General features: G+C 65.2%; 24 protein-coding genes and 1 tRNA gene. 11 read left to right on the top strand and 14 right to left on the bottom strand.

The window, feature by feature from the left end:
* Positions 1–27 precede the first annotated feature (27 nt).
* Positions 28–1671, top strand: a complete 1644-nt coding sequence (locus LB518_RS09695; protein WP_224576540.1) for an acyl-CoA dehydrogenase family protein — start codon at positions 28–30, stop codon at positions 1669–1671.
* A gap of 9 nt (positions 1672–1680) precedes the next feature.
* Here LB518_RS09695 and LB518_RS09690 read toward each other — a convergent pair whose 3' ends face one another.
* The 5 genes from LB518_RS09690 to LB518_RS09670 all read right to left on the bottom strand — a co-directional run bounded on the left by LB518_RS09690 (position 1681) and on the right by LB518_RS09670 (position 4421).
* Positions 1681–2250, bottom strand: coding sequence for an HXXEE domain-containing protein (locus tag LB518_RS09690; RefSeq protein ID WP_224576538.1), 570 nt, complete (start codon positions 2248–2250; stop codon positions 1681–1683).
* A 99-nt stretch (positions 2251–2349) separates the two neighbouring features.
* Positions 2350–2700 (bottom strand): ArsR/SmtB family transcription factor, encoded by a 351-nt coding sequence (locus LB518_RS09685; protein WP_224576536.1) that lies wholly within the window; start codon positions 2698–2700, stop codon positions 2350–2352.
* On the bottom strand, positions 2700–3203 hold the full coding sequence (locus LB518_RS09680; protein WP_224576523.1) for an SRPBCC family protein: 504 nt from the start codon (positions 3201–3203) through the stop codon (positions 2700–2702). Before LB518_RS09680 ends, LB518_RS09685 begins: the two co-directional genes overlap by 1 nt.
* Before the next feature lie 94 nt (positions 3204–3297).
* On the bottom strand, positions 3298–3792 hold the full coding sequence (gene ruvX, locus LB518_RS09675; protein WP_224576521.1) for a Holliday junction resolvase RuvX: 495 nt from the start codon (positions 3790–3792) through the stop codon (positions 3298–3300).
* An 8-nt stretch (positions 3793–3800) separates the two neighbouring features.
* The gene (locus LB518_RS09670) at positions 3801–4421 is read right to left on the bottom strand and encodes a YqaA family protein (protein ID WP_224576511.1); all 621 of its coding nucleotides are present in this window, start codon (positions 4419–4421) and stop codon (positions 3801–3803) included.
* Between the two features lie 131 nt (positions 4422–4552).
* On the opposite strand from LB518_RS09670, the gene LB518_RS09665 reads away from it, so the two are divergent.
* Positions 4553–5254 carry a metal-dependent hydrolase gene (locus LB518_RS09665; RefSeq protein ID WP_224576509.1) on the top strand — a complete coding sequence of 234 codons (702 nt, stop codon included), beginning with the start codon at positions 4553–4555 and terminating at the stop codon, positions 5252–5254.
* Positions 5255–5326: 72 nt separating this feature from the next.
* On the opposite strand, the gene sciP is transcribed toward LB518_RS09665, so the two are convergent.
* Positions 5327–5602, bottom strand: coding sequence for a CtrA inhibitor SciP (sciP, locus tag LB518_RS09660; RefSeq protein WP_026303994.1), 276 nt, complete (start codon positions 5600–5602; stop codon positions 5327–5329).
* 318 nt (positions 5603–5920) lie between these two features.
* Here sciP and mnmA point away from each other — a divergent pair, with 318 nt between their 5' ends.
* From mnmA to LB518_RS09635, 5 genes are all read left to right on the top strand, one after another.
* Positions 5921–7111 (top strand): tRNA 2-thiouridine(34) synthase MnmA, encoded by a 1191-nt coding sequence (mnmA, locus tag LB518_RS09655; RefSeq protein ID WP_224576506.1) that lies wholly within the window; start codon positions 5921–5923, stop codon positions 7109–7111.
* 9 nt (positions 7112–7120) lie between these two features.
* Positions 7121–7810 (top strand): class I SAM-dependent methyltransferase, encoded by a 690-nt coding sequence (locus LB518_RS09650; protein WP_224576504.1) that lies wholly within the window; start codon positions 7121–7123, stop codon positions 7808–7810.
* A gap of 9 nt (positions 7811–7819) precedes the next feature.
* Positions 7820–8776: a glycoside hydrolase family protein gene (locus tag LB518_RS09645; RefSeq protein WP_224576502.1), complete on the top strand. Its 957-nt coding sequence runs from the start codon at positions 7820–7822 to the stop codon at positions 8774–8776.
* A gap of 94 nt (positions 8777–8870) precedes the next feature.
* A tRNA-Met gene (locus LB518_RS09640) sits at positions 8871–8947 on the top strand.
* Between the two features lie 319 nt (positions 8948–9266).
* Complete coding sequence (locus LB518_RS09635) at positions 9267–12476, top strand: lysozyme inhibitor LprI family protein (RefSeq protein WP_224576500.1); 3210 nt, start codon at positions 9267–9269, stop codon at positions 12474–12476.
* On the opposite strand, the gene LB518_RS09630 is transcribed toward LB518_RS09635, so the two are convergent.
* On the bottom strand, positions 12466–13851 hold the full coding sequence (locus tag LB518_RS09630; protein WP_224576498.1) for a sensor histidine kinase: 1386 nt from the start codon (positions 13849–13851) through the stop codon (positions 12466–12468). The genes LB518_RS09635 and LB518_RS09630 overlap by 11 nt on opposite strands.
* Positions 13848–14507, bottom strand: coding sequence for a response regulator (locus LB518_RS09625; protein WP_224576496.1), 660 nt, complete (start codon positions 14505–14507; stop codon positions 13848–13850). The genes LB518_RS09630 and LB518_RS09625 overlap by 4 nt, the downstream gene beginning before the upstream one ends.
* 143 nt (positions 14508–14650) lie before the next feature.
* On the opposite strand from LB518_RS09625, the gene LB518_RS09620 reads away from it, so the two are divergent.
* Both LB518_RS09620 and LB518_RS09615 read left to right on the top strand, forming a co-directional pair.
* Entirely contained in the window at positions 14651–14929 is a 279-nt protein-coding gene (locus tag LB518_RS09620; protein WP_224576494.1) for a PepSY domain-containing protein, read from the top strand.
* Between the two features lie 10 nt (positions 14930–14939).
* Complete coding sequence (locus LB518_RS09615) at positions 14940–15479, top strand: cytochrome b/b6 domain-containing protein (RefSeq protein WP_224576492.1); 540 nt, start codon at positions 14940–14942, stop codon at positions 15477–15479.
* Positions 15480–15649: 170 nt separating this feature from the next.
* Here the strand turns inward: LB518_RS09615 and LB518_RS09610 are convergent, their stop codons facing one another.
* Positions 15650–16549, bottom strand: a complete 900-nt coding sequence (locus tag LB518_RS09610) for a hypothetical protein (RefSeq protein WP_224576490.1) — start codon at positions 16547–16549, stop codon at positions 15650–15652.
* 203 nt (positions 16550–16752) lie between these two features.
* Positions 16753–18096, bottom strand: coding sequence for a dicarboxylate/amino acid:cation symporter (locus LB518_RS09605; protein WP_353619942.1), 1344 nt, complete (start codon positions 18094–18096; stop codon positions 16753–16755).
* A gap of 233 nt (positions 18097–18329) precedes the next feature.
* On the opposite strand from LB518_RS09605, the gene LB518_RS09600 reads away from it, so the two are divergent.
* Together LB518_RS09600 and LB518_RS09595 are read left to right on the top strand one after the other, a co-directional pair.
* On the top strand, positions 18330–20159 hold the full coding sequence (locus LB518_RS09600; RefSeq protein WP_224576488.1) for a sensor histidine kinase: 1830 nt from the start codon (positions 18330–18332) through the stop codon (positions 20157–20159).
* Positions 20156–21511 carry a sigma-54-dependent transcriptional regulator gene (locus LB518_RS09595; protein WP_224576486.1) on the top strand — a complete coding sequence of 452 codons (1356 nt, stop codon included), beginning with the start codon at positions 20156–20158 and terminating at the stop codon, positions 21509–21511. Before LB518_RS09600 ends, LB518_RS09595 begins: the two co-directional genes overlap by 4 nt.
* Positions 21512–21538: 27 nt before the next feature.
* Here the strand turns inward: LB518_RS09595 and LB518_RS09590 are convergent, their stop codons facing one another.
* The 4 genes from LB518_RS09590 to LB518_RS09575 form a co-directional block, all read right to left on the bottom strand.
* A complete protein-coding gene (locus LB518_RS09590) occupies positions 21539–21967 on the bottom strand; it encodes a DUF2934 domain-containing protein (RefSeq protein WP_224576484.1) in 429 nt (142 codons plus the stop codon).
* Between the two features lie 130 nt (positions 21968–22097).
* Positions 22098–22853: an ABC transporter permease gene (locus LB518_RS09585; RefSeq protein WP_353619941.1), complete on the bottom strand. Its 756-nt coding sequence runs from the start codon at positions 22851–22853 to the stop codon at positions 22098–22100.
* On the bottom strand, positions 22850–23782 hold the full coding sequence (locus LB518_RS09580; RefSeq protein ID WP_224576482.1) for an ABC transporter ATP-binding protein: 933 nt from the start codon (positions 23780–23782) through the stop codon (positions 22850–22852). Before LB518_RS09580 ends, LB518_RS09585 begins: the two co-directional genes overlap by 4 nt.
* On the bottom strand, positions 23779–24930 hold the full coding sequence (locus tag LB518_RS09575) for an ABC transporter permease (protein ID WP_224576480.1): 1152 nt from the start codon (positions 24928–24930) through the stop codon (positions 23779–23781). The genes LB518_RS09580 and LB518_RS09575 overlap by 4 nt, the downstream gene beginning before the upstream one ends.
* Positions 24931–24946: the final 16 nt, after the last annotated feature.

The raw sequence follows: 24946 nt of genomic DNA, 5'->3' as shown, positions 1-24946 counted from the left end.
ACTTGAGGCTGAAGGGCAGGGGCAGGCATGGTCGCGCCGGATTTCGAGACGCACGAGGTCGGCAACCAGGTCCCGCCGCGGACCGGTGCCAATCTTTATGTCTCCGATCCTGTCCTTGCAGCGCTGGTCGAGGACCTGCCGCAACCTGTCGTCGACGGGCTGACGCAGCATGGTGCGCAATGGGGCTCAGCCGAGATGGCCGATCTTGCCCGCCTCGCCAACACCGTCCTGCCGCACCTGAAAACCCATGATGCGAGCGGCCGCCGCGTCGATCTGGTCGAATTCCATCCCGCCTACCATGCCCTGATGCGCCGATCCGTCGGCGCGGGCCTGCACGCCTCGATCTGGGATGCGGTCGGCGATGAATCGAATGTCCGCGCCGTGGCGCGCGGCGCCCGGATCTACATGACGGCGCAGGTCGAGCTCGGCCATCTCGGGCCGCTGTCGCTGACCAGCGCCAGCGTCGCTTCGCTCGGCCATGCACAGCCGCTCGCCGAGGCCTGGCTGCCGTTGCTACGCTCTCGACGCTATGATTCCCGGCCCGTGCCCACCGGCCAGAAGACCGGCGCCCTGATCGGCTTTGCGACGACGGAAAAGCAGGGCGGCTCCGATCTTCGTGCCTCCTCGACGCGCGCCGATTCGATGGGCGACGGCACCTTCCGCCTCGTTGGCCACAAATGGTTCGTGTCGGCGCCGATGAGCGATGCGCTGCTCGTCCTGGCGCAGACGCTCGAAGGCCTGTCGCTGTTTCTGGTGCCGCGCTTCCAGGCCGACGGCAAGCGCAACCCGCTTAAGATGATGCGGCTCAAGGACAAGCTTGGTACCCGCTCCAATGCGGCCGCCGAGATTGAATTGCCCGGCTCGATCGGCGTCATGGTCGGGGAGCCCGGCCGCGGCGTTTCGACGATTGCGGAGACGGTCACGCTGCTGCGCGTTGACGATGCGCTGGCGGCAACCGGCGTTGCGCGTGCGGCGCTCGCCGAAGCGGTGCATGTGGTTCGCCACCGCCGCGCCTTCGGATCGCCGCTGATCGACCAGGCGTTGATGACGCGCGTGCTCGCCGACATGGCGCTCGACGTCACGGCGGCGACCGCGCTGGTGTTCCGCCTTGCCGAGGCCGTCGACCGCTCGCAGGACAATCCGGCCGAAGCGGCATTCGCGCGGCTGATGACGCCGGTGGTGAAATACTGGGTCGCCAAGATCGCACCGGCTATCGTGATGGAGGCGATGGAGTGTGCTGGCGGCAATGCCTATGTCGAGGACAGTCTTCTGGCCCGGCTGGCGCGCGACGTTCTGGCGCTGCCGCTCGCCGATGGGCCCGGCAACGTGCTGAGCCTCGATGTCCTGCGCGTCCTGCGCCGCTCGCCGGAGCCGCTGGAAGCCGTGCTGAAGGTGATCGAGGATGGTCTTGGCAGCGCCGCGCGGTCGACGCTCAACGTCCTGCGCGCCGCGACGGCCGTGGCTCTCGCCGACGAGGGCTCCGCGCGCATCCTCACCGAGCAACTTGCGATGACCGTCGCCGCTGCCGCGCTTCGCCGCCGTTTCCCCTCGGTGATCGCCGACGCCTTTCTGGAAACGCGGCTCGGCAAGCCGTGGCGCTCGACCTATGGCATGCTCGACGCACGCTTCGATGCCCGCGCCTTCGTCGATTATGTCGTGCCGCGCATGTAGCGGCGCGTTTCAAGGCACAGCGAGGCGGCGCCTTCTTACGAGGACATAGGCGATGATCACGGCGTGGAGGCCGATCGAGACCGTCAGCCCGAGCATGTGGAATCCGAGCGTCGTCCCTGCCGCCGAGACCAGCCAGAGACCGGCGATCCCTGCCGGCAGAAAGAGGATGACAGCGGTCGCGAGGCCCGGGTTGTAGCTGCGCTTGGCCGCTGCGGCGCCGAGATGGACGACAGCGTTCACCAGCGTCCCATAAATGGCGATGAGGCCGAAGCCGAGATCAACGGTCGCCGCCAGCACGATCGCGGCGAGATAGGTCAGCCAGACACCGCCGATATTGATGATGAAGACCGCCGGTACGGTCAGCAATTCGCGGCCGCCTCCGATCAACGCATTGAAGAAGCGGCGGAAGCGATCATCATCATGCTCTTCATATTCATGCAGCATGTAGATCGGGAGCTGCAGCGCGATCAGCACGAGCGCGGCCGGGAGATCGCGCCCCACGACCCCGATCAGTGCAAGGATGAGGAAGGCGGCCAGGAAGCCGCCATAGACCCAGTTCGTCATCAGGCGCGACAGCATTTCGTCCCCTTGGCGAAGTCCAGAACAGAAGAAGGCTTCGTATCCAGCGAGCCTTATCAAAGCTTCAGTTCTAGAGCCGGAACGTGCGGCGGAACAGCTTTACTCCGACCCGCTTTCAACAAGCGACTTGAGCCGGGCCAGCCGCCCGTCCCATTCGGCGGATACCTGATCGAGATAGCCCCGGGCGATCACGAGTTGCTCGGTGCGCAGGCGCCACAGTCGATCTCGTCCGACGCGGAAGCTCTCGACGAGACCGGCGTTTTCAAGCACGCGCAGATGTTTCGTGATGCCCTGTCGGGTGACGCCGCTGCCGGGACCGTTCAATCGGGTGGTCGGAAGGGGACCATCCGCGCCCAGACGCTCGATGATCGAAAGTCTTGACGGATCGCCAAGCGCCGCGAAAATCGGTGCCGTGACCTCCAGGTGCTGGACGGTAGTGCCGCCGCTCATCACGGCGCGGGCCGTTCGCCTGCAGAGGCGAGATATTTGGCCACCAGTTGGGCTTGGTGTTCCCAGCCGCCGTCATTGGCTTCGAGCGCGGCCCTGCGACGGTCTATCGGAAGCTGATCGAATCCGGTCTCGGTGATTGTGAGGCGTGTCCCCCCCTCGACATCGGCAAGCTCGAAGCTGACAAGCGTCATCGGCTCGGACTCATAGTCCTTCGTGGGATCAACCGCGAATGGGTGCCAGCGAAACGAGAATAAATGCATGGGATCGATCTGCACGATCCTGATGCGGAAGACCGTCCCACGATACGGTTCCTGAAGTTTGGCCACCTCGGCATCGACCTTGGTGGGAACGATCTTTCCGACCGCCTCCCGGCCGGCGACGAACGGCCCGTCGATCTCCACTCCGAACCAGGTTCCAAACGCCCCGGACTCGGCGATCGCGTTCCAGACCCGCTCGCGTGGGGCCTTGAGGACGATCTGCTTCCTGATCTCGTTGGTGTCCATGCGCAACCTCCTGGTTGCGTCTCTTGTGGCATATCTCAGAGGCTGACGCAACGAAATGGTTGCGTGTCATGTCTCGTCGATGTTCCGATATGCCCTAGTCGTCGCCGGCGAGATCCGATGCGATCCGCGCCAGGCGATCGAGCGCGCCCTGCAAGATGAACGCGGCCGCCATCTTGTCGACCAGTTCGCCACGACGTTTGCGGCTGGTGTCGGCTTCGAGCAGCGTCCGTGTCACCGCGACCGTCGAAAGCCGCTCATCCCAGAACACCACGGGGATATCGATGAGCGGCAGCAGGTTGCGCACGAAGCTGCGCGTCGCCTGCGCGCGCGGTCCCTCCGAGCCATCCATGTTGAGCGGCAGCCCGATGACGATGGCGGCCGGCTTATGCCTGGCGATCAGCTTGCCGAGTTCCTCGACATCGAGCGTGAACTTGCGCCGGACGATGAGCACCAGCGGCGAAGCCATGCGGCGGCCAAGATCGGAGATCGCGACCCCGATCGTCTTGGTGCCAAGATCGAGGCCGAACAGGGCCGCGGTCTTGGCGAGCTGCGGTGCAAGGTCAGCGATGTCGAGGAGGGAGGCTGCCAATCTTCGGCTCAGATATAGACGATGGCGGCGAAGCCGAGGATCACGAGGATCGTGCCGGCGATCATCACCTTGCTGAAATGCTTGTCAATCATCGCCCTTGCCTGCGGGCCGAAGCGATAGAAGAGCCAGGCGACGACGAAGAAGCGGAGGCCGCGCGTCAGCGCCGCCGCGACGATGAAGGTGACGAGGTTCAGATGCACCACGCCGGAGGCGATGGTGACGAGCTTGAAGGGGATCGGCGTCAGACCCTTGGCGACGATGATCCAGCCGCCCCATTCATCGAAGCGGAGCTGGAAATTATGGAACGCCTCTTCGAGATGATAGAACGCGATCACCGGCTGGCCGATCGCCTCATAGAGTACGGCGCCGATGGCATAGCCTGCGAGGCCGCCGACGACGGAGGCGAGCGTGCAGACCAGCGCGGCGATCCAGACACGATCGCGTCGGGCGAGGACGATCGCAGCAAGCACCGGATCGGGTGGGATCGGGAAGAACGAGGCCTCGGCGAAGGAGACCCCGGCCAGCAGCCAGAGCGCATGCGGTCCTGCCGAAAGCACCATGATGCGGTCGAAGAGCCGCTTCAACAAGCCGCGGTTGCCGCGATCCGCCGTCGTTTCCAGATCCGTCACCTGAAGCCCTTGCCCTTTGTCAGCCCTGCCCGCCGTATTCAAACGGCGAGACTGTTCACCGGACGTGCACTGGTCGCCGTCCGGTCGCAACCCCATAATCCCGACACCAACAACGACAGGGTGTCGATTTCATGAAACTGACCTGGCTGGGCCACGCCGCGTTCCGCATCGAGATCAAGGACGCGGTCATTCTCATCGACCCGTTTTTCACCGGCAACCCTAAATTTCCGGGCGATCACGCTGCCGCGCGTGAGGGCGTCACGCATATCGTTCTGACGCACGGCCATGGTGACCATGTCGGCGACACCGTATCGATCGCGAAGGCGACCGGCGCCAAGGTGATCGGCGATGCGGACCTCGTCAGCTTTCTGGCGCGGCAGGGTGTCGCCAATGTCGATCCGATGAATTCAGGTGGCACAGTCGACCAGGGACCGTTCCGCATTTCCTATACGGTCGCGCATCATTCCTCGGCGATGATCGACGACAATGGCGTCTCGCATTCGCTGGGCCATCCGCATGGCGTCGTGATCCGGGCGCCAGGCGAAAAGACGCTCTATCACGCTGGCGACACCGACATCTTTTCCGACATGGCGCTGATCGATGAAATCTATCAGCCGAAAATCGGCATCCTGCCGATCGGCGACCGTTTCACGATGGGCGGCGCGGTGGCGGCGATGGCGGCGCGGCGCTTCTTCCATTTCGAGACGGTGATCCCTGGCCATTACGCCAGCTTCCCGATGGTCGATGCGACCGCGGATGCCTTTCTCGAAGGCATGAAGGGGGCTGCGACCAAGGTTGTCGTGCCGACGGTTGGCGAAACCCTGACGCTCTGAGACCGCAAACGATCGAGGCCGGCGCTTGGCCGGCCTCGATCGCCCATGGGGCGGGAGAATTGGTGCAGGGGACTATTGGCGGTATTGCTGGATGCGGGTCGTCCGAAGGCCGGCAAGTCCATGCTGGTCGATCGACTGCTGCCAGGAGATGAATTCCTCGACGGTCAGCGTATAGCGCTGGCAGGCTTCCTCGAGGCTGAGCAATCCGCCACGAACGGCTGCGACCACCTCGGCCTTGCGGCGGATGACCCAACGCTTGGTATCGCGCGGCGGCAAATCCGCGATCGTCAACGGACTGCCGTCCGGCCCGATGACATACTTCACCCGCGGACGCATCTGATCGGTCATTCTACACTCACACTCAACCTGACCTTGTCGTAGAGTGAGACTAGAGCTCGGCCCTTAAATTTTGGCTAAGCCAAATGGCAAAATTCGTCGACATTTCTTGCAAATTGCGAGCAATCGCAGCGTTTTGCGACGCGCCCCGTCCCGGCAGCGACAACTTGCAAACTTGCGGAAAGACCTGTCGCACGCTGCCGGTGTCGGTAGAGCAGTCTTGAACATCGAGGTAGCGCGGCTATATTCCGGCGAACCTCCGTGGCGCGAGCCGCATCAAAACGTCAGTCCGCCGGCCGATGCCGCCGGCCGGCCTCAACGACAGCGGTCATGCCAAACAGCCTCGATCTTCCCGGGCTTCCCAAGGACAACCGCGTCGTCGTGGCCATGTCCGGGGGCGTCGATTCCTCTGTCGTCGCCGGGCTTTTGAAGCGCGAGGGCTATGACGTCGTCGGGATCACGCTGCAGCTTTATGACCACGGCGAGGCGACGCACAGGAAGGGCGCCTGCTGCGCCGGACAGGACATCCACGACGCCCGCCGGGTGGCCGAGCGGCTCGATATCCCGCATTACGTCCTCGACTATGAATCGCGCTTCCGAGAGGCGGTGATCGACCGCTTTGCCGACAGCTATATTGCCGGCGAGACTCCGGTCCCGTGCATCGCCTGCAATCAGACGGTGAAGTTCTCCGATCTCCTGGCGACCGCTCAGGGCCTTGGCGCGGCGGCGCTCGCGACCGGCCATTATGTCTCGACGAAGCCGCTTTCCTCCGGCCATCGTGGGCTTTTTCGTCCGGCCGATCTTGATCGCGATCAGAGCTATTTCCTGTTCGCGACGACCCAGGCGCAGCTCGATTTCGTGCGCTTTCCCTTGGGTAGCCTCACCAAGCCCGAGACGCGCGCGATCGCCCGCGACCTCGGGCTCGAGATCGCCGACAAGCATGACAGCCAGGACATCTGTTTCGTGCCCGGCGGACGCTATGCGGACGTGATTGCCCGGCTGCGGCCTCACGCGGCCGAGCCCGGCGAGATCGTGCATCTCGACGGTGCCGTACTCGGGCGCCACGAGGGGATCATCCATTATACGATCGGCCAGCGGCGCGGCCTCGGCGTTGCTGCCGGCGAGCCGCTCTATGTCGTGGCGCTCGATGCCGCCAGGCGACGCGTCGTCGTTGGACCGCGCACGGCGCTTGCCGTCCGCCGGCTGGTGCTGCGCGACGTGAACTGGCTCGGCGACAGGCCGCTCGCCGATTTTGGCGAAGAGGGCGTCGAAGTCTTTGCCCGCGTGCGTTCGACGCGCGCGCCACAGCCAGCCCGCCTCGCGTCTTCGGGCGGCGTGGTCGAGGTCGAGCTCCTCGGCGAGGAGACGGGCGTCGCTGCTGGCCAGGCCTGCGTCTTCTATCAGGGCGACGAGCCCGGGACGCGTGTTCTCGGCGGCGGCTGGATCGAACGCAGCCGGCGCTCGGATGGAGCCGAGGCGGCGCTGGCCCGCCTCGCCGCCGAGCCGCTGGCGACCAGCTAGGGAGTTCGCATGCCGGATCTGTTCGAAGACGTTGCGCGGCGGTTCAAGTCTTTTTCAGGAGGCAGAAGTCGCGGCTGGCGCATGGATGACGGCGCCGTCAGGGCCGCCTATGCACGCTGGGCGCCTGTTTATGACTGGGTGTTCGGGGCCGTCTTCGATTCGGGACGTCGCGCCGCCGTTGTGGTGGTCAACGAACTGCCGCCGGGCCGCGTCCTCGAATGCGGCGTCGGCACCGGTATCTCGCTCCCCGACTACCGCCGCGACCATCGCATCACCGGCGTCGATCTCTCGCCCGAAATGCTCGAGCGGGCACGGGCACGCGTGGAGGGCGAGCGGCTGCAACATGTCGAGGCGCTGGAGGAGGCCGATGCCGGCGACCTCGCTTTCGGCGATGCGGCCTTCGATACCTCCGTCGCAATGTTCGTCATCACCGTCGTGCCCGATCCGGCCGCCGTCATGTCGGAGCTCGCCCGCGTCACGCGGCCGGGCGGGACCGTGATACTCGTCAGCCATTTCGCCGACCAGAAGGGCTGGCGAAAGACGATCGGCGAGGTGTTCGCGCCGCTCTCGGCCGCGCTCGGCTGGCATACGGACTTTCAGCTCGGCCGCATCCTGGGCCGGAGCGATCTCCGCCTGGTCGAGAAGCGCCGCGTCGGACCGCTCGGCTTTTTCACGCTGCTGGTCTTCGAGCGGCTCTAGGGATTTTCCATGTCGCGCCCTGTCTATGCCGATCCGGTGCATGACGGCGCCGCAGACCCTGTCGTCGTCCATCGTGCCGGGACGGATGAATGGTGGATGTTCTACACCAACCGCCGCGCCGATCTCGGTGGGGAGGGGTTCGGCTGGATCCATGGCAGCGCGATCGGCGTCGCGGTCTCGGCCGATGGCGGCCGCAACTGGGTCTATCGCGGCACGGTGGCAGGTCTCGACGCGCCCGAGGATGCCGGCCTCAACACCCATTGGGCGCCTGAGGTGATCCGCGCGGGCGACACCTATCACATGTATCTCACCTACATGACGGGTACAGGTGAGCCCCTCGGCGAGCCCGATCGTCGCATCGTGCATTTCACGAGCCCGGATCTTGTTGCATGGACGCGTCAGGGCGTCCTGCCGCGCACCTCGCGCAATGTCATCGACGCCGCCGTGGCGCGGACGCCGGATGGGCTTCACCGCCTCTGGTACAAGGACGAGGGCGACGGCTCGAGCACCTGGTCGCTGACGAGCCCTGACCTTCATGCCTGGACGCTCGAAGGCAAAGTCATCCCCGGCTCGCCCGACGCACCGCCGCATGAGGGGCCGAACGTCTTCTTCCTTTCAGGATATTGGTGGCTGATTGTCGATGAATGGCGCGGCCAGGCGGTCTATCGCTCCGATGATGCCCTCGGCTGGCATCGGCAGGGCCTGATCCTCGCCGAACCGGGCGCGCATCCCGACGACCAGCGCTTCGCGCGCCATGGCGATGTCGTCACGCAGGGCGACTGGGCGGCGCTGTTCTATTTCACGCACCTGCACTGGGCGGAAACGCTGACGCCGGTGCCGCTCACCTTCGAGGAGCGGCGCACGGTGATCCATGTCGCGCGGCTTCACGTCGAGGATGGCAGGCTGGAGGCGACGCGCGACATCGACGGCGTGACGCTCGATCCTGCCCTCGCCGGGATAGCCTGAGCAACGCCTGGGGGCGAAACGTGCATCGCTCTTGACAGCACTTTGCCGCCCTCCCTATAAGCGCGGCACAAATGTTCGCCCATGGGCGAAGCGTGGCGGGGTAGCTCAGCTGGTTAGAGCAGCGGAATCATAATCCGCGTGTCGGGGGTTCAAGTCCCTCTCCCGCTACCAATTTCTCCCAAGATTTCATCCAGCCGAGGCCTGTAGCGCGCTGTCCGCGCTGCGAGGCGTTCTGCCGCGCGCGAATTTCAGCGAAGCGTGCTCCCGAGGTCCTGCCCCGATATGAACTGCTGGTTCGACGCATGTGCCCCGATTTCGGGCCGGCCTGCACGGGATGAGGGTGGATATCCAGGAGCGCACCCAAGAAAGAGGTAGCCCGCTACGGCCGATCTTATCAGGAAGTCGGATTGACCGGATTTGCCGAAGCTTCGCATCATCGCTGTCACATCGGAAAATGGCGTTGGCCTGGCTCGGATGAACGGAGCTGTCCATGCAAGCGGTCTCCCGGCATTGGTATATCGTTGCGCTTGCCTGCGCCCTGGCGTCTCTGGCCTTTTTTACGGGACCATCGAGCGCTCAACAGCTGTTCCCAGCCGACATCTTCCCGATGTTCCGCGGTCTTGGCGAGCGCGAGGTGCCGCCGCCCGGACAGCGGTCGCTGCAAAAGCGACCTGCCAATCGGACGACCGTCCGTCCGAGCTTCGACTGTCGGCGCGCCAAGCTCGCCGCGGAAGCGGCGATCTGTTCGCAGGCCGATCTCGCTGCGCTCGATCGGGCCATGGCCGAGAGCTACAAGATGGCACTGCTCGCCAATCCTGGTAACAGAGCCGCCCTCAAAGCGCAGCAGAAGCGCTACATCGCCAGGCGAAACGCCTGCGGCGGATCGGCGGACTGTCTCCGCCAGGCGATGATGGACCAGATCGCACGTCTCGACCCGGCGGCAGCGGGGACGGACTCGGATGATGCTGCAGCGGATATCAATCAGACTTCAGCGGAAACAAGCCCTTTAGGGGCTCCGTCTTTTGTTGGAACTCCGACGTCCGGCATCGAGCCGCCGTCCATCGCGAGCCCGGTCCCTTGCGATCCCCCGCCGCCAAACGGAAGCCGCTTCGTGTGCTTCAATGCGGGCCTCATGCAACTCGACGGCAAGATGGTTTCGGCTGTTTCTGCCATTCTCACGTCTGAGACGAAGCCCCGCGATTTCGAATCCAGCCAACTGGCGTGGGTGGCGAGGCGGGATGACTGCGGCAACGATACCTGCATATCGAGCCTCTATGGCAAGCGACTCGCCGAGCTCGCGGATTTCGTTCCTAGAGACAAGCCTTCGGACGTCGCGTCTCCGGCGATGGCCGAGACAACGCGGCGTATCGCTGCAGAGTGGAACCTCCCGATCTTACGCGGTCGGTTGTATCTTCCGCAGCCTGACATCGATCGCCTCTCCCATTTTTCCAGCGACGGCCCCGCGCTGAGCGCTTGGAAGACTTTTATATTGGCGGCCGGTCTCGCGGCGGAGCCTGATCTCGCGCCGCAGTATAACGAAGACACTGCTGCTTTTATTGGCTGCACTATGCTGGATGAGGATATTATAACAAAGATCGGCACGCAGGAGCTTTGTCGATATATGTCCTTTCATACAGGCAACTCGGAAGAGTATGGTCAGTATCTGCGTGCCGGAGAGGCCCGCGTAAACTTTCCAGGCGCCGAGTTCGCATTACATGACTTTTCCAGCCGCTTCAAAGCCGATTATCTGCCGAAAATCATTTCCGCGGGCCCAAAGCCGCCATTTGAAGTCGTCATCGTGGTTCCCGCTGGTGTTAGCGATTATGATTTGACGACGGGGCAGTTTCGAATCTCGCCGGAGCACCGGGGAGACGAGAGTTACGGCGTGCTTGGCAGTTCCACAAACCTCGTTTTGAGGAATCTCATCTGGCCGGCGTCGGAAAAAGAAGCCCGGGCCTTCGCAGCTACCCAAGAACACAGCTACCGGGCCTTCATTGCCATTCCGATGACCATCAAAGGTGTCGCGGCGGGCAAGGTCTATTCGACGAATGGTCTGCCGGGGGGGTTTCGCTGGGAGATCGAGGCTGGAGACCCCGCGCTCTATGACGACGAGCACCTGACGAACCGCCTCTATGCCTTCCCCACCCAGGCTCGGCTGCCTCGCGTCATCGCCGACAAAGGCGGCGCTGTGCCCATCTTTGGCGACGTGCCGCTCAACGACGAAACGATGATGCTAGTGCTGCTCAAGAGCGGCGTTCTTTCTCCGGATCGCGTCAATTGGGAAAACGCCGCCCAGAAGCGCTACGACGACGAACAGATCTTCAGCCATCGGACCGATTGGACGAACGTCGACCCCTGGGGCCTCTGGTTCACTGCAAGGCCGAGCGGCAATCCCGATCTGGTGGCGCGCTTCCGGGGCTGGACCATGCGACGCGTGGCAGCGCTGCGCGACCAGGTCGTTCTTCGACAGGAGCGCCCCTTCGCTTCAGCACAGGGCGGATTGCTGGCGCTGGGGCAGGAGCGAAGCTACATCTCGACGGACAATCAGGCCCTGATCCAGAGCTTGGCGTCGACCGGCCGCGGTTCCAGCAACATCGTCGGCAACGACTTTCGAATCCCGGCCGTCACGGGACCGATCGTCGCCGTCGCCCCCCTTGGGGGCAGCGCTTATGTCATTCCCACCCCGGAGATAAACGGTACCGACCCCGCGGTGTTGGAAACCGTGCTGAGGCTCGGGCCGGCAAGGACTGTGGGAACGGGCAGCGTGCTCGAGGTGACGCCTCTTTCGTCCCGGCTGCGCGTCGGTGAAAAGGTGGTAGCGAGCGTTGGATTTCCTCCGCCGGAGGACCAGAGCGGAGCAGCAGTCAGCCGCGCACAGGCGGCCGCACAGGAGAAGCAGGCAGCGCTCGACAAGGAAGCGGCCGAAGCCGCGGCTGCCGCCGCAGCGAAGGCTGCAATCGCGGCACAGGCGGAGAACCAACAGAAGTCTTCGGACGCAGCCGTCCGCACCACGGCCGCCGGTTATCTCGACGGAGACGTCTCGGGACCGGATGTGCTCGGTATACGGCTGGGGATGTCGATCGATGAGGCCGATGCGATTGTGCGGAAGGCAATCGATGTCGGCTGGGTGCTTGAGAACGCCGACGATAGGACGAACTTCGACGCGCTCGATCATGTTCGGGTCTATGTCAGTTCCGACAAGAGCGAGAACATCGCCTTGCAGCTTCCGCATGACGATCAGCCGCAGCATGTCATTGGGGTCGAACGCTTCGTGGCGGTCGCGCCCACCGTGCCTGAAAAGGGAATCGAGAAGCTGCTGATCGGAAAATATGGCGCTCCCTCAATGCACGACGAAGCCAGCCATACCTGGATCTGGGCGGACAAGAAAATTGATCAGGGTGTGTGCAGCCTCTCTTTGTCGATGTCGCACAATATGCGGACCATCTCCGGTCCGGATCACCAAGAGGCGATCAGGCTGCTGCAGAGCACGCGCCTTTCAATGCGAACGCCGGTTGGCGGACCGAATAACGAAACCTTGGCGGGTTGGTCTGGTTGCCGCCCCATCGTCCGGGCGACCCGCGGCAGCGACTATGTCTCGACGGAATTGTGGGACATGCGCGCACTGGTCGCCATTGCGACCAGTGCGGTCGGCGCGGCAAACATCGGCGACGAACCGGAGGAGCCGGCGATCAAGTTTTGAGGTCGCCCGTGACAACGTGATCGGCTTCCGGGAGGATGAGCCGTGCCTCGAAACCTCCGGTTCGGCCGGGGGCCGGTGAGGCGAGGCGGAGTTCTCCGCCCGCATTGTTCATGATCTGGTCGACGATGGCGAGGCCGAGGCCTGAGCCTTCGGCCCGGGTGTCGCCGCGTTCGAAGCGGCGCGTGAGGAGCGCCAGACGGTCGGGCGCAACGGGTGGGCCGGCATTCGTCACGGTCACGATGCGATCCGCCGGAACTGACACGGTGACGGGCATTGTTACGTCGCCATGAACAAGCGCGTTTTCGAGCAGGTTCCGCATGGCGATGCCGAAAGCGTCGACATCGACTGGCGACAGCAGCGATGCGTCGGCGGCGATGTCGAGCGTCAGTCGGCGAGGATTTGCCATCGGGCGCCGCGCATCATCGACCACGAGACGCAGCGCCGGCAGGAGATCGCGCGGCTCTGCGGCGCTGCTCATCCCGGAATCCGCGCGGGCGAGTTGCAGCAGTTTTTCGGAGAGGCGGCGCAACCGCCGCAGGCTGTCCTCGACCTGACGGGCGCGCGCCTCGGCCGGCTGGCCCTTCAATTCAGCCAGAAGACGCTGGGTCTGCGCCAGGCTGCCGGCGATCGGCGTTCTGAGCTCGTGCGCGCTGTTTGCCGCGAGGGATCGTTCGGCTTCGAAGGCCGCGGCGAGGCGCGCGATCAATGCCTGAACGGCCGCTCCGGTCGGGGCGAGTTCGGTCGGCAGACTGCCCGTCTCGATCGGGGCGAGATTGCGCGCGTCACGCCGGCTGATTTCCGCGCTGAAGGCGGTGAGCGGCCTCAAGGCGGCGCGAACGATCAGAAAGATGCCGATCCCTGAAAGCGGGATCAGCGCTGCGATGGGCAGGATGAGCGTCGCGATGCTGCCGAACAATGTCTCGGCACGATGGCTGATCTGTTCGGCGACATGGATGAAGAGCCTTCCGTCCGGCGTGCCGATCGTCAGCACTCGCCAGCCATCGTCCTCGCTGAAGCCATTGGCCAGTGCCGCGTTGAAGGGCTCGAGCGGGGCATCATAGGAGCGGACGAGGATCTGCCCTTTGGTGTTGCGGACCTGATAGACGATATATTCGCCGTCTCGGGCGTCGAAGACGGGTATTTCATGGCTTTCGTCGCTGTCCCGCGCGCCGCCGTCGATGCTTTCCGCAGCCAGCGGAAGCAAGCGTTCAGCGGTCTCGCGGAGGCCGGCGTCGAAGGCGGCCTCAAGCTGGTGTTGCAGGATCGCGGCGGCAGCGAGCGCGCCGCAGAGCCACAGGCCGGACGCGCCAAGCGTCAGCCAGAGGATCAGGCGGCGGGTCAGGCTGGCCGGACGCTTGCTGACCGCTCTCGTCATTCGGTAGCGAGCCGATAGCCGAGGCCGCGTGCCGTCTGGATCAGGCTGACGCCGAGCTTCTTGCGCAGGCGGCTGACATAGACCTCGACCGCGTTCGACTCGATCTCCGCGCCGAAGGCATAGAGCGCATCCTCAAGCTGCGGCCGCGAGACGAGCATGCCGGGTCGCTGCGCAAGGCGCTCGAGGATCGCCCACTCACGCGCCGTAAGGTCGAGCCGCCGGCCCTCGATGCTCGCGGTGCGGTTTGCCTGATCAATATCGAGAGGACCGATGGTCACGAGGGGGTTCGGGTTGCCCGCATAGCGGCGGGCCACGGCGCCAAGGCGGGCCATGAGTTCGGAAAGATCGAACGGCTTGACCAGATAGTCGTCGGCGCCGGCATTCAGCCCGTCGATGCGCATCGAAAGCTGGTCCATGGCAGTCAGGATCATGACGGGTGTCGTGTCGCCGCGCCGCCGAAGCCGTTTCAGGAAGTCGAGGCCGCGCCCGTCGGGCAGGCTGAGATCGAGCAGTATCAGGTCATAGGCGACGGTGACATGCGCATGCCCGGCGTCGTCGATCCGGCGCACCCAGTCGACCGCATGGCCTTCTGCGGCGACGTGATCGCGCAAGGCGCCACCCAGCATCTCGTCATCCTCGACCAGCAAGATCCGCATGTTGCCCCCGTCCGATCATCGACCGGATCAGTCCTGGCTGACGCGGAGCTTACGGGTTTGCGCCGCCGCCGTCAGCTTCGCGTCAGGGCGAGGAGGGAAAACGGCGTTGTCGAGCCAATCGACGGCAACAACGAGGTTTCCTGATGAAGTCGTTCTCTTCCGCCCTGTTTCTCGCAACTGCAGCGGCATTTGCGATCGGCGCGGCCGGTCCGGCTCTCGCAGCCGATGTCTGCAATGTGCCTGAGGCCAAGGCCCAGAGCACCGATGCCCTCAAGATGCAGCTTGAGAAGGACGGCTGGACCGTCCGCAAGATCAAGCACCAGAAGGGTTGCTACGAGGCCTATGCGGTGAAGGGCAGCGCCCGGATGGAGAAGCTGTTCGATCCGGCGACGCTCAAGATGCTCGACGTGGCAGCGGACTGAGGAGGCGGCGATGTCCGGCGAGGTCAAGGTCTGGGATCCCGTCATCCGCCTGTTCCATTGGGCATTGGCGATCTCGATCGCCGTTGCCTGGCTGACGGCGGAAGACATGCAGTCGGTGCACCTTGTCGCAGGCTATGTCGCGGCCGGCTTGCTTGCAGTGCGCATCATCTGGGGCCTGATCGGGCCTCGCACGGCGCGCTTCTCGTCCTTTGTGCGGCATCCCTCGACGGTCATCGGCTATCTCCGTGACATCGCCGCGGGTCGTGAGCGCCGCTTTATCGGCCATAACCCGGCAGGCGGCGCGATGATCGTCGCGCTCATGCTGGCGATCGCGGCCCAGGTGACGATGGGCTACCTGCTCACCACCGACGCCTTCTTTGGGGTCGCCTGGCTGGAGGAGGTCCATGGCGCCTTCGCCTATGTGATTCTCGGGTTGATCGGCCTGCATGTCGCGGGGGTCGTCCTCGCCAGCATCCGCCATCGCGAAAACCTGCCGCTGGCCATGATCACCGGGAGAAAGCGCGGAATGGCGGCCGACGAAATGGGCTGACCTGGCACAAGAGATTCCCTGCCAATCCTCTCCCACAGAGGGGCGGTTCGGGGATCGTGGAGCGGCTCGCCGGTACCCACATCGGCGGGCCGCTCTCGTTTTGCTGGGCAGGCCCAGCAACAAAAAAGGGACGGCCGAAGCCGTCCCTTTTCCTTACCCCGTCGACACCATCAGGTGGTCGAAGGAACATCCTCGTCGCGCAGCTTGCCGCCGAGCGCGGCAGAGACAGCTGCGATGAAGGCACCCACCAGAAGCGCCACGAAGCCGAGCAGCATCGTTGTGGTCGCAGCCTTGCGGGCGGCGTCGGCTGCTTCCTTGGCCTTGGTCTTGGTCGCCTCGACCTGGGCCAGCATGTCGTTGACGCGCTTCTCGGCGTCAGCCGCGGGAATGCCGGTCCGCGCAGCGATGAGCTGAGCCAGATAGGCCTTGTCCGCATCCGGCATTTCGCCGCTTGCGATGCCCGTGGCAACGATACGGGCTGCTTCTGACCGGACATCGCCCGGGTTGGTCGCCGGCGTGGCCGGCGGCAGCTGGTCAGCAACTGACCGGAACAACGTGTCGACGAGATACCCCGTCGGATCGGTTGCGTTGCCAGCGGCCTGAGCTGCCCCCTGCGAAGCGCCCTGCGCCGCACCGGAGAGCACGGCCGTGGTTGCCTGAACGCCCGACGAAACCGTGCCGACCACTGCCGAGCCGAGGAGCACGGCTGCGATGAGCGTGGAGACGCACCAGGCCAGGAAGCCATGCGCCGTGTCGCGGAAGAACACCTCGTCGGTGTGGACGCCGACCCAGCGCGTGCGCAGGCGGCCGGTTACATAGCCTCCGAGCGCCGAGGCGAGCCATTGCACGACGACGAGCCAGATTGCAGCCGACACCGCAAAGGTGCCCGCAGCGATACCAGCGTTCGACCAAGGCGAAACGGCAGCGAAGCCGAGACCGGATCCGAGCACGAAGAGGCAAAGCGAGGTCGCGGCTGCCACGGCCGCGCCGGCGAGGATTGCGCCCCACGAGATCGCGGATTGTGAAGACTCCGGCGCCGATGCGGGCGCCGATGTTGCGACGATGGTCATCGTACTGCCCTCAATGCCAGAAGAGGGCGAGGAGGATGATGATCGGAATCGGCACCCCAAGGAACCAGAGAAGAATTGAGCGACCCATTTTCAGCCTCCGCTATTGAACCAGACGGTGGCTAAACGGCACGATTGGGTCTTTGGTTCCGACGCAAGAAAAAGGGCGCGACCAGCGCGCCCTTCAATGCGGGTGTTACTGTGGATTATTCGGCAGCGACGAGGCCGGGTGCCAGCGCCGTTTCGGCCTCCATCCGGCCAGGCGCACCGTCGAGCGCCGCCTTCATTTTGGTGACATCGAGTTCGCCTTCCCAGCGGGCGACCACCAGCGTGGCGACGGCATTGCCGATGAAGTTGGTCAATGCACGGCATTCCGACATGAAGCGGTCGACGCCGAGGATCAGCGCCATGCCGGCGACCGGCACGCTCGGGACGACCGAGAGGGTTGCCGCAAGGGTGATGAAGCCGGCGCCGGTGATGCCGGCTGCGCCCTTCGAGGAGAGCATCGCCACCAGCAGCAGCAACACCTGCTGCTCGAGCGAGAGATGCGTGTTTGTCGCCTGCGCGATGAACAGCGCCGCGAGCGTCATGTAGATATTGGTCCCGTCGAGATTGAACGAATAGCCTGTCGGGACAACAAGACCCACCACCGACCGCTTGGCACCGGCGCGTTCCATCTTTTCCATAAGCGAGGGCAGGGCCGCTTCCGATGACGACGTGCCGAGCACCAGCAGCAGCTCTTCCTTCAGGTAACGGATGAGCTTCAGGATCGAGAAGCCGTTGTAGCGGGCGACGGCGCCGAGCACGACCAGCACGAACAGGATCGACGTCAGGTAGAATGTGCCGACCAGGAAGGCGAGGTTGACCACCGAGCCGATGCCATATTTCCCGATGGTGAAGGCCATCGCGCCGAAGGCACCGATCGGCGCCGCCTTCATCAGGATCGCGACCAGACGGAAGATCGGAACGGTCAGCGCGGTCAGGAAGCGCGTCACGGGTTCTCCGGCCTCGCCGACCATGGCCAGCGCAATGCCGAACAGCACGGCGATGAACAGCACCTGCAGGATGTCGCCCGAGGAGAGGGCATCGGCCATCGTCGTCGGGATGATGTTCATCAGGAAGCCGACGATGGTCTGGTCGTGCGCCTTCTCGGTGAAACTCTGGACCGCTGCCGGGTCGAGGCTTGCCGGATCGACATTGAAGCCTGATCCAGGCTGCACGACATTGGCGACGATGAGGCCGATGGCGAGCGCCAGCGTCGAGAAGGTGATGAAATAGGCCATCGCCTTGCCGACGACGCGGCCGACCTTGCGAAGGTCATGCATCGCCGCGATGCCGGTCGTGACGGTGAGGAAGATCACCGGCGCGATGATCATCTTCACCAGCTTGATGAACGCGTCGCCGAGCGGCTTCAGGCTGGTGCCGAGTTCGGGATAGAAATGGCCGACCGCGATGCCGAGTGCGATCGCCGTCAAAACCTGAACGTAAAGCTGAGCGTAGAATGGCTTGCGACGCGGGGCAGGCGCGCCGGCTGCGATCATGATGGCCATGGAAAGGTCCTCCTCCTCGTCCGGGTGAGACGGCGGACCCGGACCGGTTCCTCCCGCAGCGGCGGCACTTTTTTCGCACACGCGCTTCGTCTCGCAGGGAGAGGCGCAAACGCTGTGCCAAGGCGTTAAAACCGCGGAACTCAGCCAGTTTCTTGGCTAAGTCGCGCGCCGAGTGTGCGACTTTCCGCACGAGGCGCATTTCCTTGTGTGGATTTCCGCACTAGGCTTCGCCGATGACCCTGACTGGCGCGCGCATCGTGGCTTCGCGGGGCTCGGCGTGGCTCTGGTCGGCCGCTGGGCTGCTCCTGGCCGTTCTCGTCATCAGCGCCGTCGTGATGGTGGCCGATCGCTACGGTCGCTCGTTGGCGACCGCGGATCTCGACGCCCGCGCCGCCTCGACCTTGCCGCTCGCGGCGGCCGCGCTCTCCGGCGAAATCTCCAAACAGCAGCTCCTGCCGGCCGTGCTTGCTGTCGACAGCGATGTCGTTGCGCTGCTTGCGGCTCCGGATGCGGAGCGGGCAGGGCGGCTGAGCGCAAAGCTCGAGGCGCTTGCGGATGAGGCCGGCGCCAGCGTGCTCTATCTCATCGGCCGCGACGGCATCACGGTTGCCGCTTCCAATTTTGATGATCCGGACAGCTTCGTCGGCAGCGACTACGGATTCCGCTCCTATTTCACTGACGCAATGGCTTCCGGGCGCGGACTGCAATACGCGCTCGGCACCGTCAGCCGCCGCCCTGGCCTTTATCTGTCGCATCGCGTCGACGGGCCTTCAGGCGCGCTCGGCGTCGTCGTCGTCAAGGTCGAGCTGGATCGTGTGGAGGCCAATTGGCGCGAGAGCGGCTACACGGTCTTCGCGTCCGATCCGCACGGCATCGTGCTTGCGACCAGTCGCCCGGACTGGCGCTTCGGTCTTCTCGCGCCGCTTGCGGACGAGGCCGCGGCGCGGCAGGCGCTGCAGCTGGGCGAGGCGCCGCTCGCTTCCGTGCCGCTCGCCGATGATGGCGGCGGCTTGGTCGGAGTTGGCCCGCGGAATGCCCGCGCACATTTCGCCGTTGCAACGGGACCCATCGGAGCCGCTGCGCCGGACTGGCGGATGACGGTCCTGGTGCCGGCCGATGCGGTGATCGCATCGGCCTCGCGCATGGCGATATCGATCGCGCTCGCGGCGCTTCTTGCGATCATCGCAGTCGCCGTCGCGGTGCAGCGTCGGCGCTTGTCGATCCGGAGGCGGCAGGCGGCGCTCAGCGCCATGAATGCCGAGCTCGAGCGGCGCGTGCTGGAGCGCACGGGCGAACTCAGTCAGGCCAATACGGCATTGGCCGGCGAGATCGAAGTGCGTGCGGCCGCGGAGCAGCGGGTGCGGCGGCTGCGTGATGAACTGGCGCAGGCCAACCGCCTCTCCATTCTTGGACAGATCGCGGCGGGCGTCGCGCATGAGATCAACCAGCCTGTCGCCGCCATTCGCGCCTATGCCGACAATGCGGGGCGCTTGATCGAGAGTGGCCGCACCGATCCGGCGCGCGAAAACATGGGCGCGATCGGACGGATGGCGGACCGGATCGGCGAGATCACGGGCACGCTGCGCGGATTTGCGCGCCGCGCCACCAGCCCGCAAGGGCCTGTCCCACTCGATGACGCAATCGACGGCGCCTTGTCGCTCCTCGCCGGCCGCATCCGCGACAGCGGGGTCGTGCTGGAGCGCGTTCGGGTAACGCCGGGGCCGATCGTGCGGGCGAGCCGCATCCGGCTGGAGCAGATCCTGGTCAATCTGCTTCAGAACGCGCTCGATGCGGTCAAGAGCGAGGCGCAGGGGCGGATCGTGATCAGCGTCGAGAGCGACGACCTGGCGGCGCGCCTTCGTGTGTCCGACAACGGGCCGGGCGTTGCGGCCGACATCGCGGAAACCCTGTTCATGCCCTTCGTCACCACCAAGGAAACCGGCCTTGGTCTCGGACTCGTCATCTCCAGCGAGATCGCGCGCGAATTCGGCGGAGCCTTGCGCTTCGAACCCACCGATGCGCGGGGCGCCGTCTTCCTCCTTGAACTGAGGCTTGCCGCATGAGCGAAGCTTTGCCCGTCGTCCTCGTCGAGGATGATCCCGACATGCGCGCCGCGACGGCGCAGACATTGGAGCTCGCCGGCTATCAACCGCGCGTTTTCGCCGCCGCTGCGGCTGCGCTTGCCGCGCTCGACGCCAATTTCCCCGGGGTCGTCGTCAGCGATATCCGCATGCCCCGCCTCTCGGGACTGCAGCTCTTCGAGCGCATCCGCGCGCTCGATCCCGACCTGCCGGTCATCCTCGTCACCGGCCATGGCGACGTCGAGCTCGCCGTTAGCGCCCTGAAACACGGCGCCTATGATTTCATATCGAAGCCCTTCGCCAGCGACCGCCTCGTCGAGGCCGTGCACCGGGCGCTGGAGAAGCGCACGCTCGTGCTGGAGAACCGGCGGCTGCGCGCCGCAACGACCGGCGGCGCTGATGACATCACCTTTCTTGGCGATGCACCGGCGATGCGGCGGCTTCGCGCCACGATCCGGCAGATCGCCGATGCGGATGTCGACGTGCTCGTTGAGGGCGAGACCGGATCCGGCAAGGAGGTCGTCGCCGAGCATCTGCATCGCTGGAGCCGGCGTGCAGCCCGCCCGTTCGTGGCCCTCAATTGCGGCGGTTTGCCCGAAAGCGTCATCGAGAGCGAACTGTTCGGCCATGAAGCTGGCGCGTTCACGGGCGCACAAAAACGCCGTGTCGGCCGGATCGAGCATTCGGACGGCGGCACGCTGTTTCTGGACGAAATCGAATCCATGCCCCCGTCACTGCAGGTGAAGCTGCTGCGCGTGCTGGAAACCCGGCGCGTGGCGCCGCTCGGGACCAATGAAGATCGCGCGGTCGACCTCCGGGTCGTCGCGGCGGCGAAGGTCGATTTATCGGATCCCGCCGCGCGAGGCGATTTCCGCAGCGATCTCTATTATCGGCTCAATGTGGTGACGCTCCGAGTCCCGCCGCTGCGCGAGCGACGCGAGGACGTGCTGCTGCTGTTCGGCTTTTTCCTGCGCCGCGCTTCGCAACGCTTTGGCCGGCCGCAGCCTGACCTGACTGCCGCAGCGCGCACCCATCTCGAAACGCATGACTGGCCGGGAAATGTGCGCGAACTGCTGCACTTCGCCGAGCGCTATGCGCTCGGTCTCGAGGATCAGGCGCCGCCAGCGTCGGAGGGCGTAGCGGAGGCGGAGGGCGGACTGACCGAGCGCGTTGACCGCTTCGAGGCCGATCTCATCCGCGCGACGCTGCGCGAAAGCGGCGGCGATGTTCGCACGACGATCGAGAAGCTGCGTCTACCGCGCAAAACCTTCTACGACAAGCTGAAGCGCCATGGCATTACCCGCGCCGCTTTCGAGGCGGGCGACGCGGGCTGATTGCGAGGCGCGGAGTAAAACGGTCCGTCAGACCGCGGCTTTTGCCTTCGGCGCGCGTGTCTTCTTCGCGGTCGGCTTTGCCTGTTCCGGAGCGGCCTCTGCGGCGGATGTCGCCTCCGGCGCGCTGGTGCCGGCTTCCGTTACCGCGGCCGGAGCTTCCGTGTCGGTCTTCGGCGTCTTCGACTTGGCGGAAGCCTTTGCCTTCGGGGCAGCCTTTGCCGCCGCCGTCTTCGGCGCTTCGTCCTTTACCGCAGCCTTACCGGGCGCCTTGGCTGCCTTGCCGGATGCCGGCTTGTCGGCAGCGGGCTTCTTGCCCTTCTTAGCCGGCTTGCCGTCGCTCTCGACTTCAGCGACCGCCATCAACCAGTGATCCCATTCTCGCCCGTGCGGCTGGCCTTCGGCGAGCCAGATCTCATAGGCCCTGATACGGATCGCTTCGTCGCTCTTCCCTGGCATGGCATGCTCCTGTTCATCGGCGCGGCTGTGACCACCTGCAACGCATGGCAGTCTATCGAAGTTCCTCGACGTTATGCGCGCCCTGAGTGTGCCACTGCTTGGCTCCAGATTCGACGCCGAAATTTGCGCTTCATGCAGACGCCGCGACATCGTCGCGTTTCCAGCGGTCGAGCAGGCCGCCGAGACGATCGAACGCCAGGTCGGTGACCACTGCGAGGAGCCCGACAACGATTGCGCCCTGAACGACATAGGCGGTGTTGAAGCCGCTGAGACCGATGATGATCGGCAGGCCGAGCGTCTTCGCGCCGACGGTGGAGGCAATGGCCGCCGTGCCGATATTGATGATGACCGAGGTGCGGATGCCGGCAAGGATGACCGGAGCCGCCAGCGGCAGCTCTATCTGCCGAAGCCGGCCGGCCGGGCTCATGCCGATGCCGCGCGCAGCCTCACGGGCGCCTGCAGGAACCTGTTCGATGGCGGCGACGGTTGCCTCCGTCACCGGCAGCAGGCCGTAGAGCGCCAGCGCGATCAGCGCTGGCATCGCGCCGAACCCGATGAGCGGTACGGCGACGGCGAGCACTGCGACGGGCGGGAAAGTCTGTCCTGTCGCCACCACCGTTTCGACGAGGGGCCGGAATTCGCGCCCAGCCGGCCGCGTGACGAAGAGCGCGAGCGTGACGCCCACGACGATGGAGATCGCGCTCGAGGCCGCAACGAGGCCGATATGGGCCAGCGTCAGATTGATGAAGCTGTCCTGCTCGAAGAGGGGGCGATCCTGATCAGGGAAGAGGACGGCGAAAAGCGGCTTCAGCGCCGGCATGAAGATGACGAGCAGCACCAGCGCAAGGCCGGTCCAGATCAGCGGATCGGCAAGCCATCGTTTCACGGCGCCGCTCCGGTGAGATCGGTCAGCCGAATGGCGCCGGCGACCGTGCCGGACTGGTCGACCACCGGCAGGCGATCGATCCCGCGCGCGACAAAGATCGACAGGGCATGGCGAAGGCTGGCATCGGCGGCAATCGGCTCGCCCTCCGCCATCTCGCCGGGGCGCATGCGGTCGCCGACGCGTTCGATCGAAAGCAGCTTGATGCCGATATCCTCGCGGCCGACGAAATCGGCAACGAAGTCACTCGCGGGCTTCGCCAAGATCTCCCGCGGCGACCCGGACTGGACGATGCGGCCATGATCGAGGATGACGATGCGCGAGCCGAGGCGGATCGCCTCGTCGATATCATGCGTCACCAGAACGATCGTCGTGCCGGATGCCTTGTGAATCCGGAGCATCTCCGCCTGCAGCGTATCCCGCGTCACCGGATCGAGCGCGCCGAAGGGTTCGTCCATCAGCAGGACCGCCGGATCGGCCGCAAGCGCGCGGGCGACACCGACGCGCTGTTGCTGACCGCCGGAGAGATGGCGTGGATAGCGATCGCGGAAGCGCTCGGGCTCCAGCGCCAGGAGGCCGAGCAGTTCGGTCACGCGGTCTCGGATGCGGCTCTTCGGCCAGCCAAGCAGGCGCGGCACGGCGCCGATGTTCTCCTCGACCGTCCAGTGCGGAAAGAGCCCGATCGACTGGATCGCATAACCCATGCGGCGACGAAGCTGTTCCGGCGCGAAGGAGCGGATTTCGGCGCCCTCGAACAGAATGCGGCCGCGATCGTGTTCGATCAGGCGGTTGATCATCTTCAGCGTCGTCGTCTTGCCGGACCCCGAGGGACCAATCAGAACGCAGAATTCGCCCTTTGGTATATGCAGCGAGAGATCCTCGATCGCGGTCCAGTCGCCATAGGTCTTGCCGACATGTTCGAAGGTGATCATCCGGACCTCATTCTGAGCATGGTGACGGCGAGCTTCAGTGCCACATCAGCGGTGATGGCGATGGCCACGAGCGGCACCACGCCGAGCAGAACGAGGTCGATCGCGCTGCCATTGAGTCCCTGGAAGATGATGGCGCCGAGACCGCCGGCGCCGATCAGCGCAGCGACGGCCGTGAGGCCGACTGCCTGCACGATGGTGACCCGCAGTCCGGCCACGACGACGGGCAAAGCGAGCGGGATCTCGACGCGCCGGAACACCTGCGCTGGGGTCATGCCCATGCCGGTTGCGGCGTCGACCACCGCGCTCGGCACCTGCTCCAGTCCCGCTGCCGTGCTCCGGACGATGGGAAGCAGCGAATAGAGCGTCAGCGCGATGATGGCCGGCGTCACGCCGATGCCGGAAATGCCGAGCTGCCTGAGAAAGGGCGCCAACGCGACGAGGCCGGCAAGCGGAGCGATCAGCAGGCCGAACAGCGCGATGGATGGGACGGTCTGGATGATGTTGAGGATGGCGAAGACAGGCCTGCGGAGCCGCGCGCGCCGGTCAACGAGGACGCCGAGCGGCAGGCCGATGCCAAGCGTCGGCAGAAGCATCGCGCCGACGATGGCAAGATGCGTCGCCACCGCGGTCGCGAAGACCTCCCGGCGATTGGCGTATTCCTTCATGATCGAGAGCTGGTCGATCGCGCCGCCGCCGATCAGAGCCAGCATCGGAAGGATCAGGGCCGCCCCGAAACCGATGCGAGCGGCGGGATTGGAGATGCCTCGTTGGACCGCATCGGCCGCTGCGAGGGCCACCACCGCCTCGATCAGCCAGAATGCTCCGCCAAAAGCCGTGCGCGCTGACGGCGTCGATGGATCGGCGAGGCGGATCGCCACGTCGCCGGCCAGCCAGAGCAGGGCGGCGGCGAGCGCTGAGGCGGAGACAGCGATCAAGAGGTGGGCCGCCCGTCGTTGCGGCAGGAAGGGGCCGACGACAAGCGGCAGCGCGGGCAGCAGCGCCAGCCAACGGCCGGCGCCGAGCACGACTGCCCAGCTGACACCCTGGCCGGAAAGCAACCGGTTGGGCGCATGCGTTACGAATGAAAGGCTGGCCGCCGCGGCAAGGCCGACGACGATCAGCACGAGGAGCACGCGGTTCTTCAACATCCGCGTTACCGAGCTC

The sequence above is a fragment of the Mesorhizobium sp. BR1-1-16 genome (genome assembly GCF_020165495.1).
Taxonomy (GTDB): domain Bacteria; phylum Pseudomonadota; class Alphaproteobacteria; order Rhizobiales; family Kaistiaceae; genus Kaistia.
This window is presented reverse-complemented; position numbering and strand designations above follow the sequence as displayed.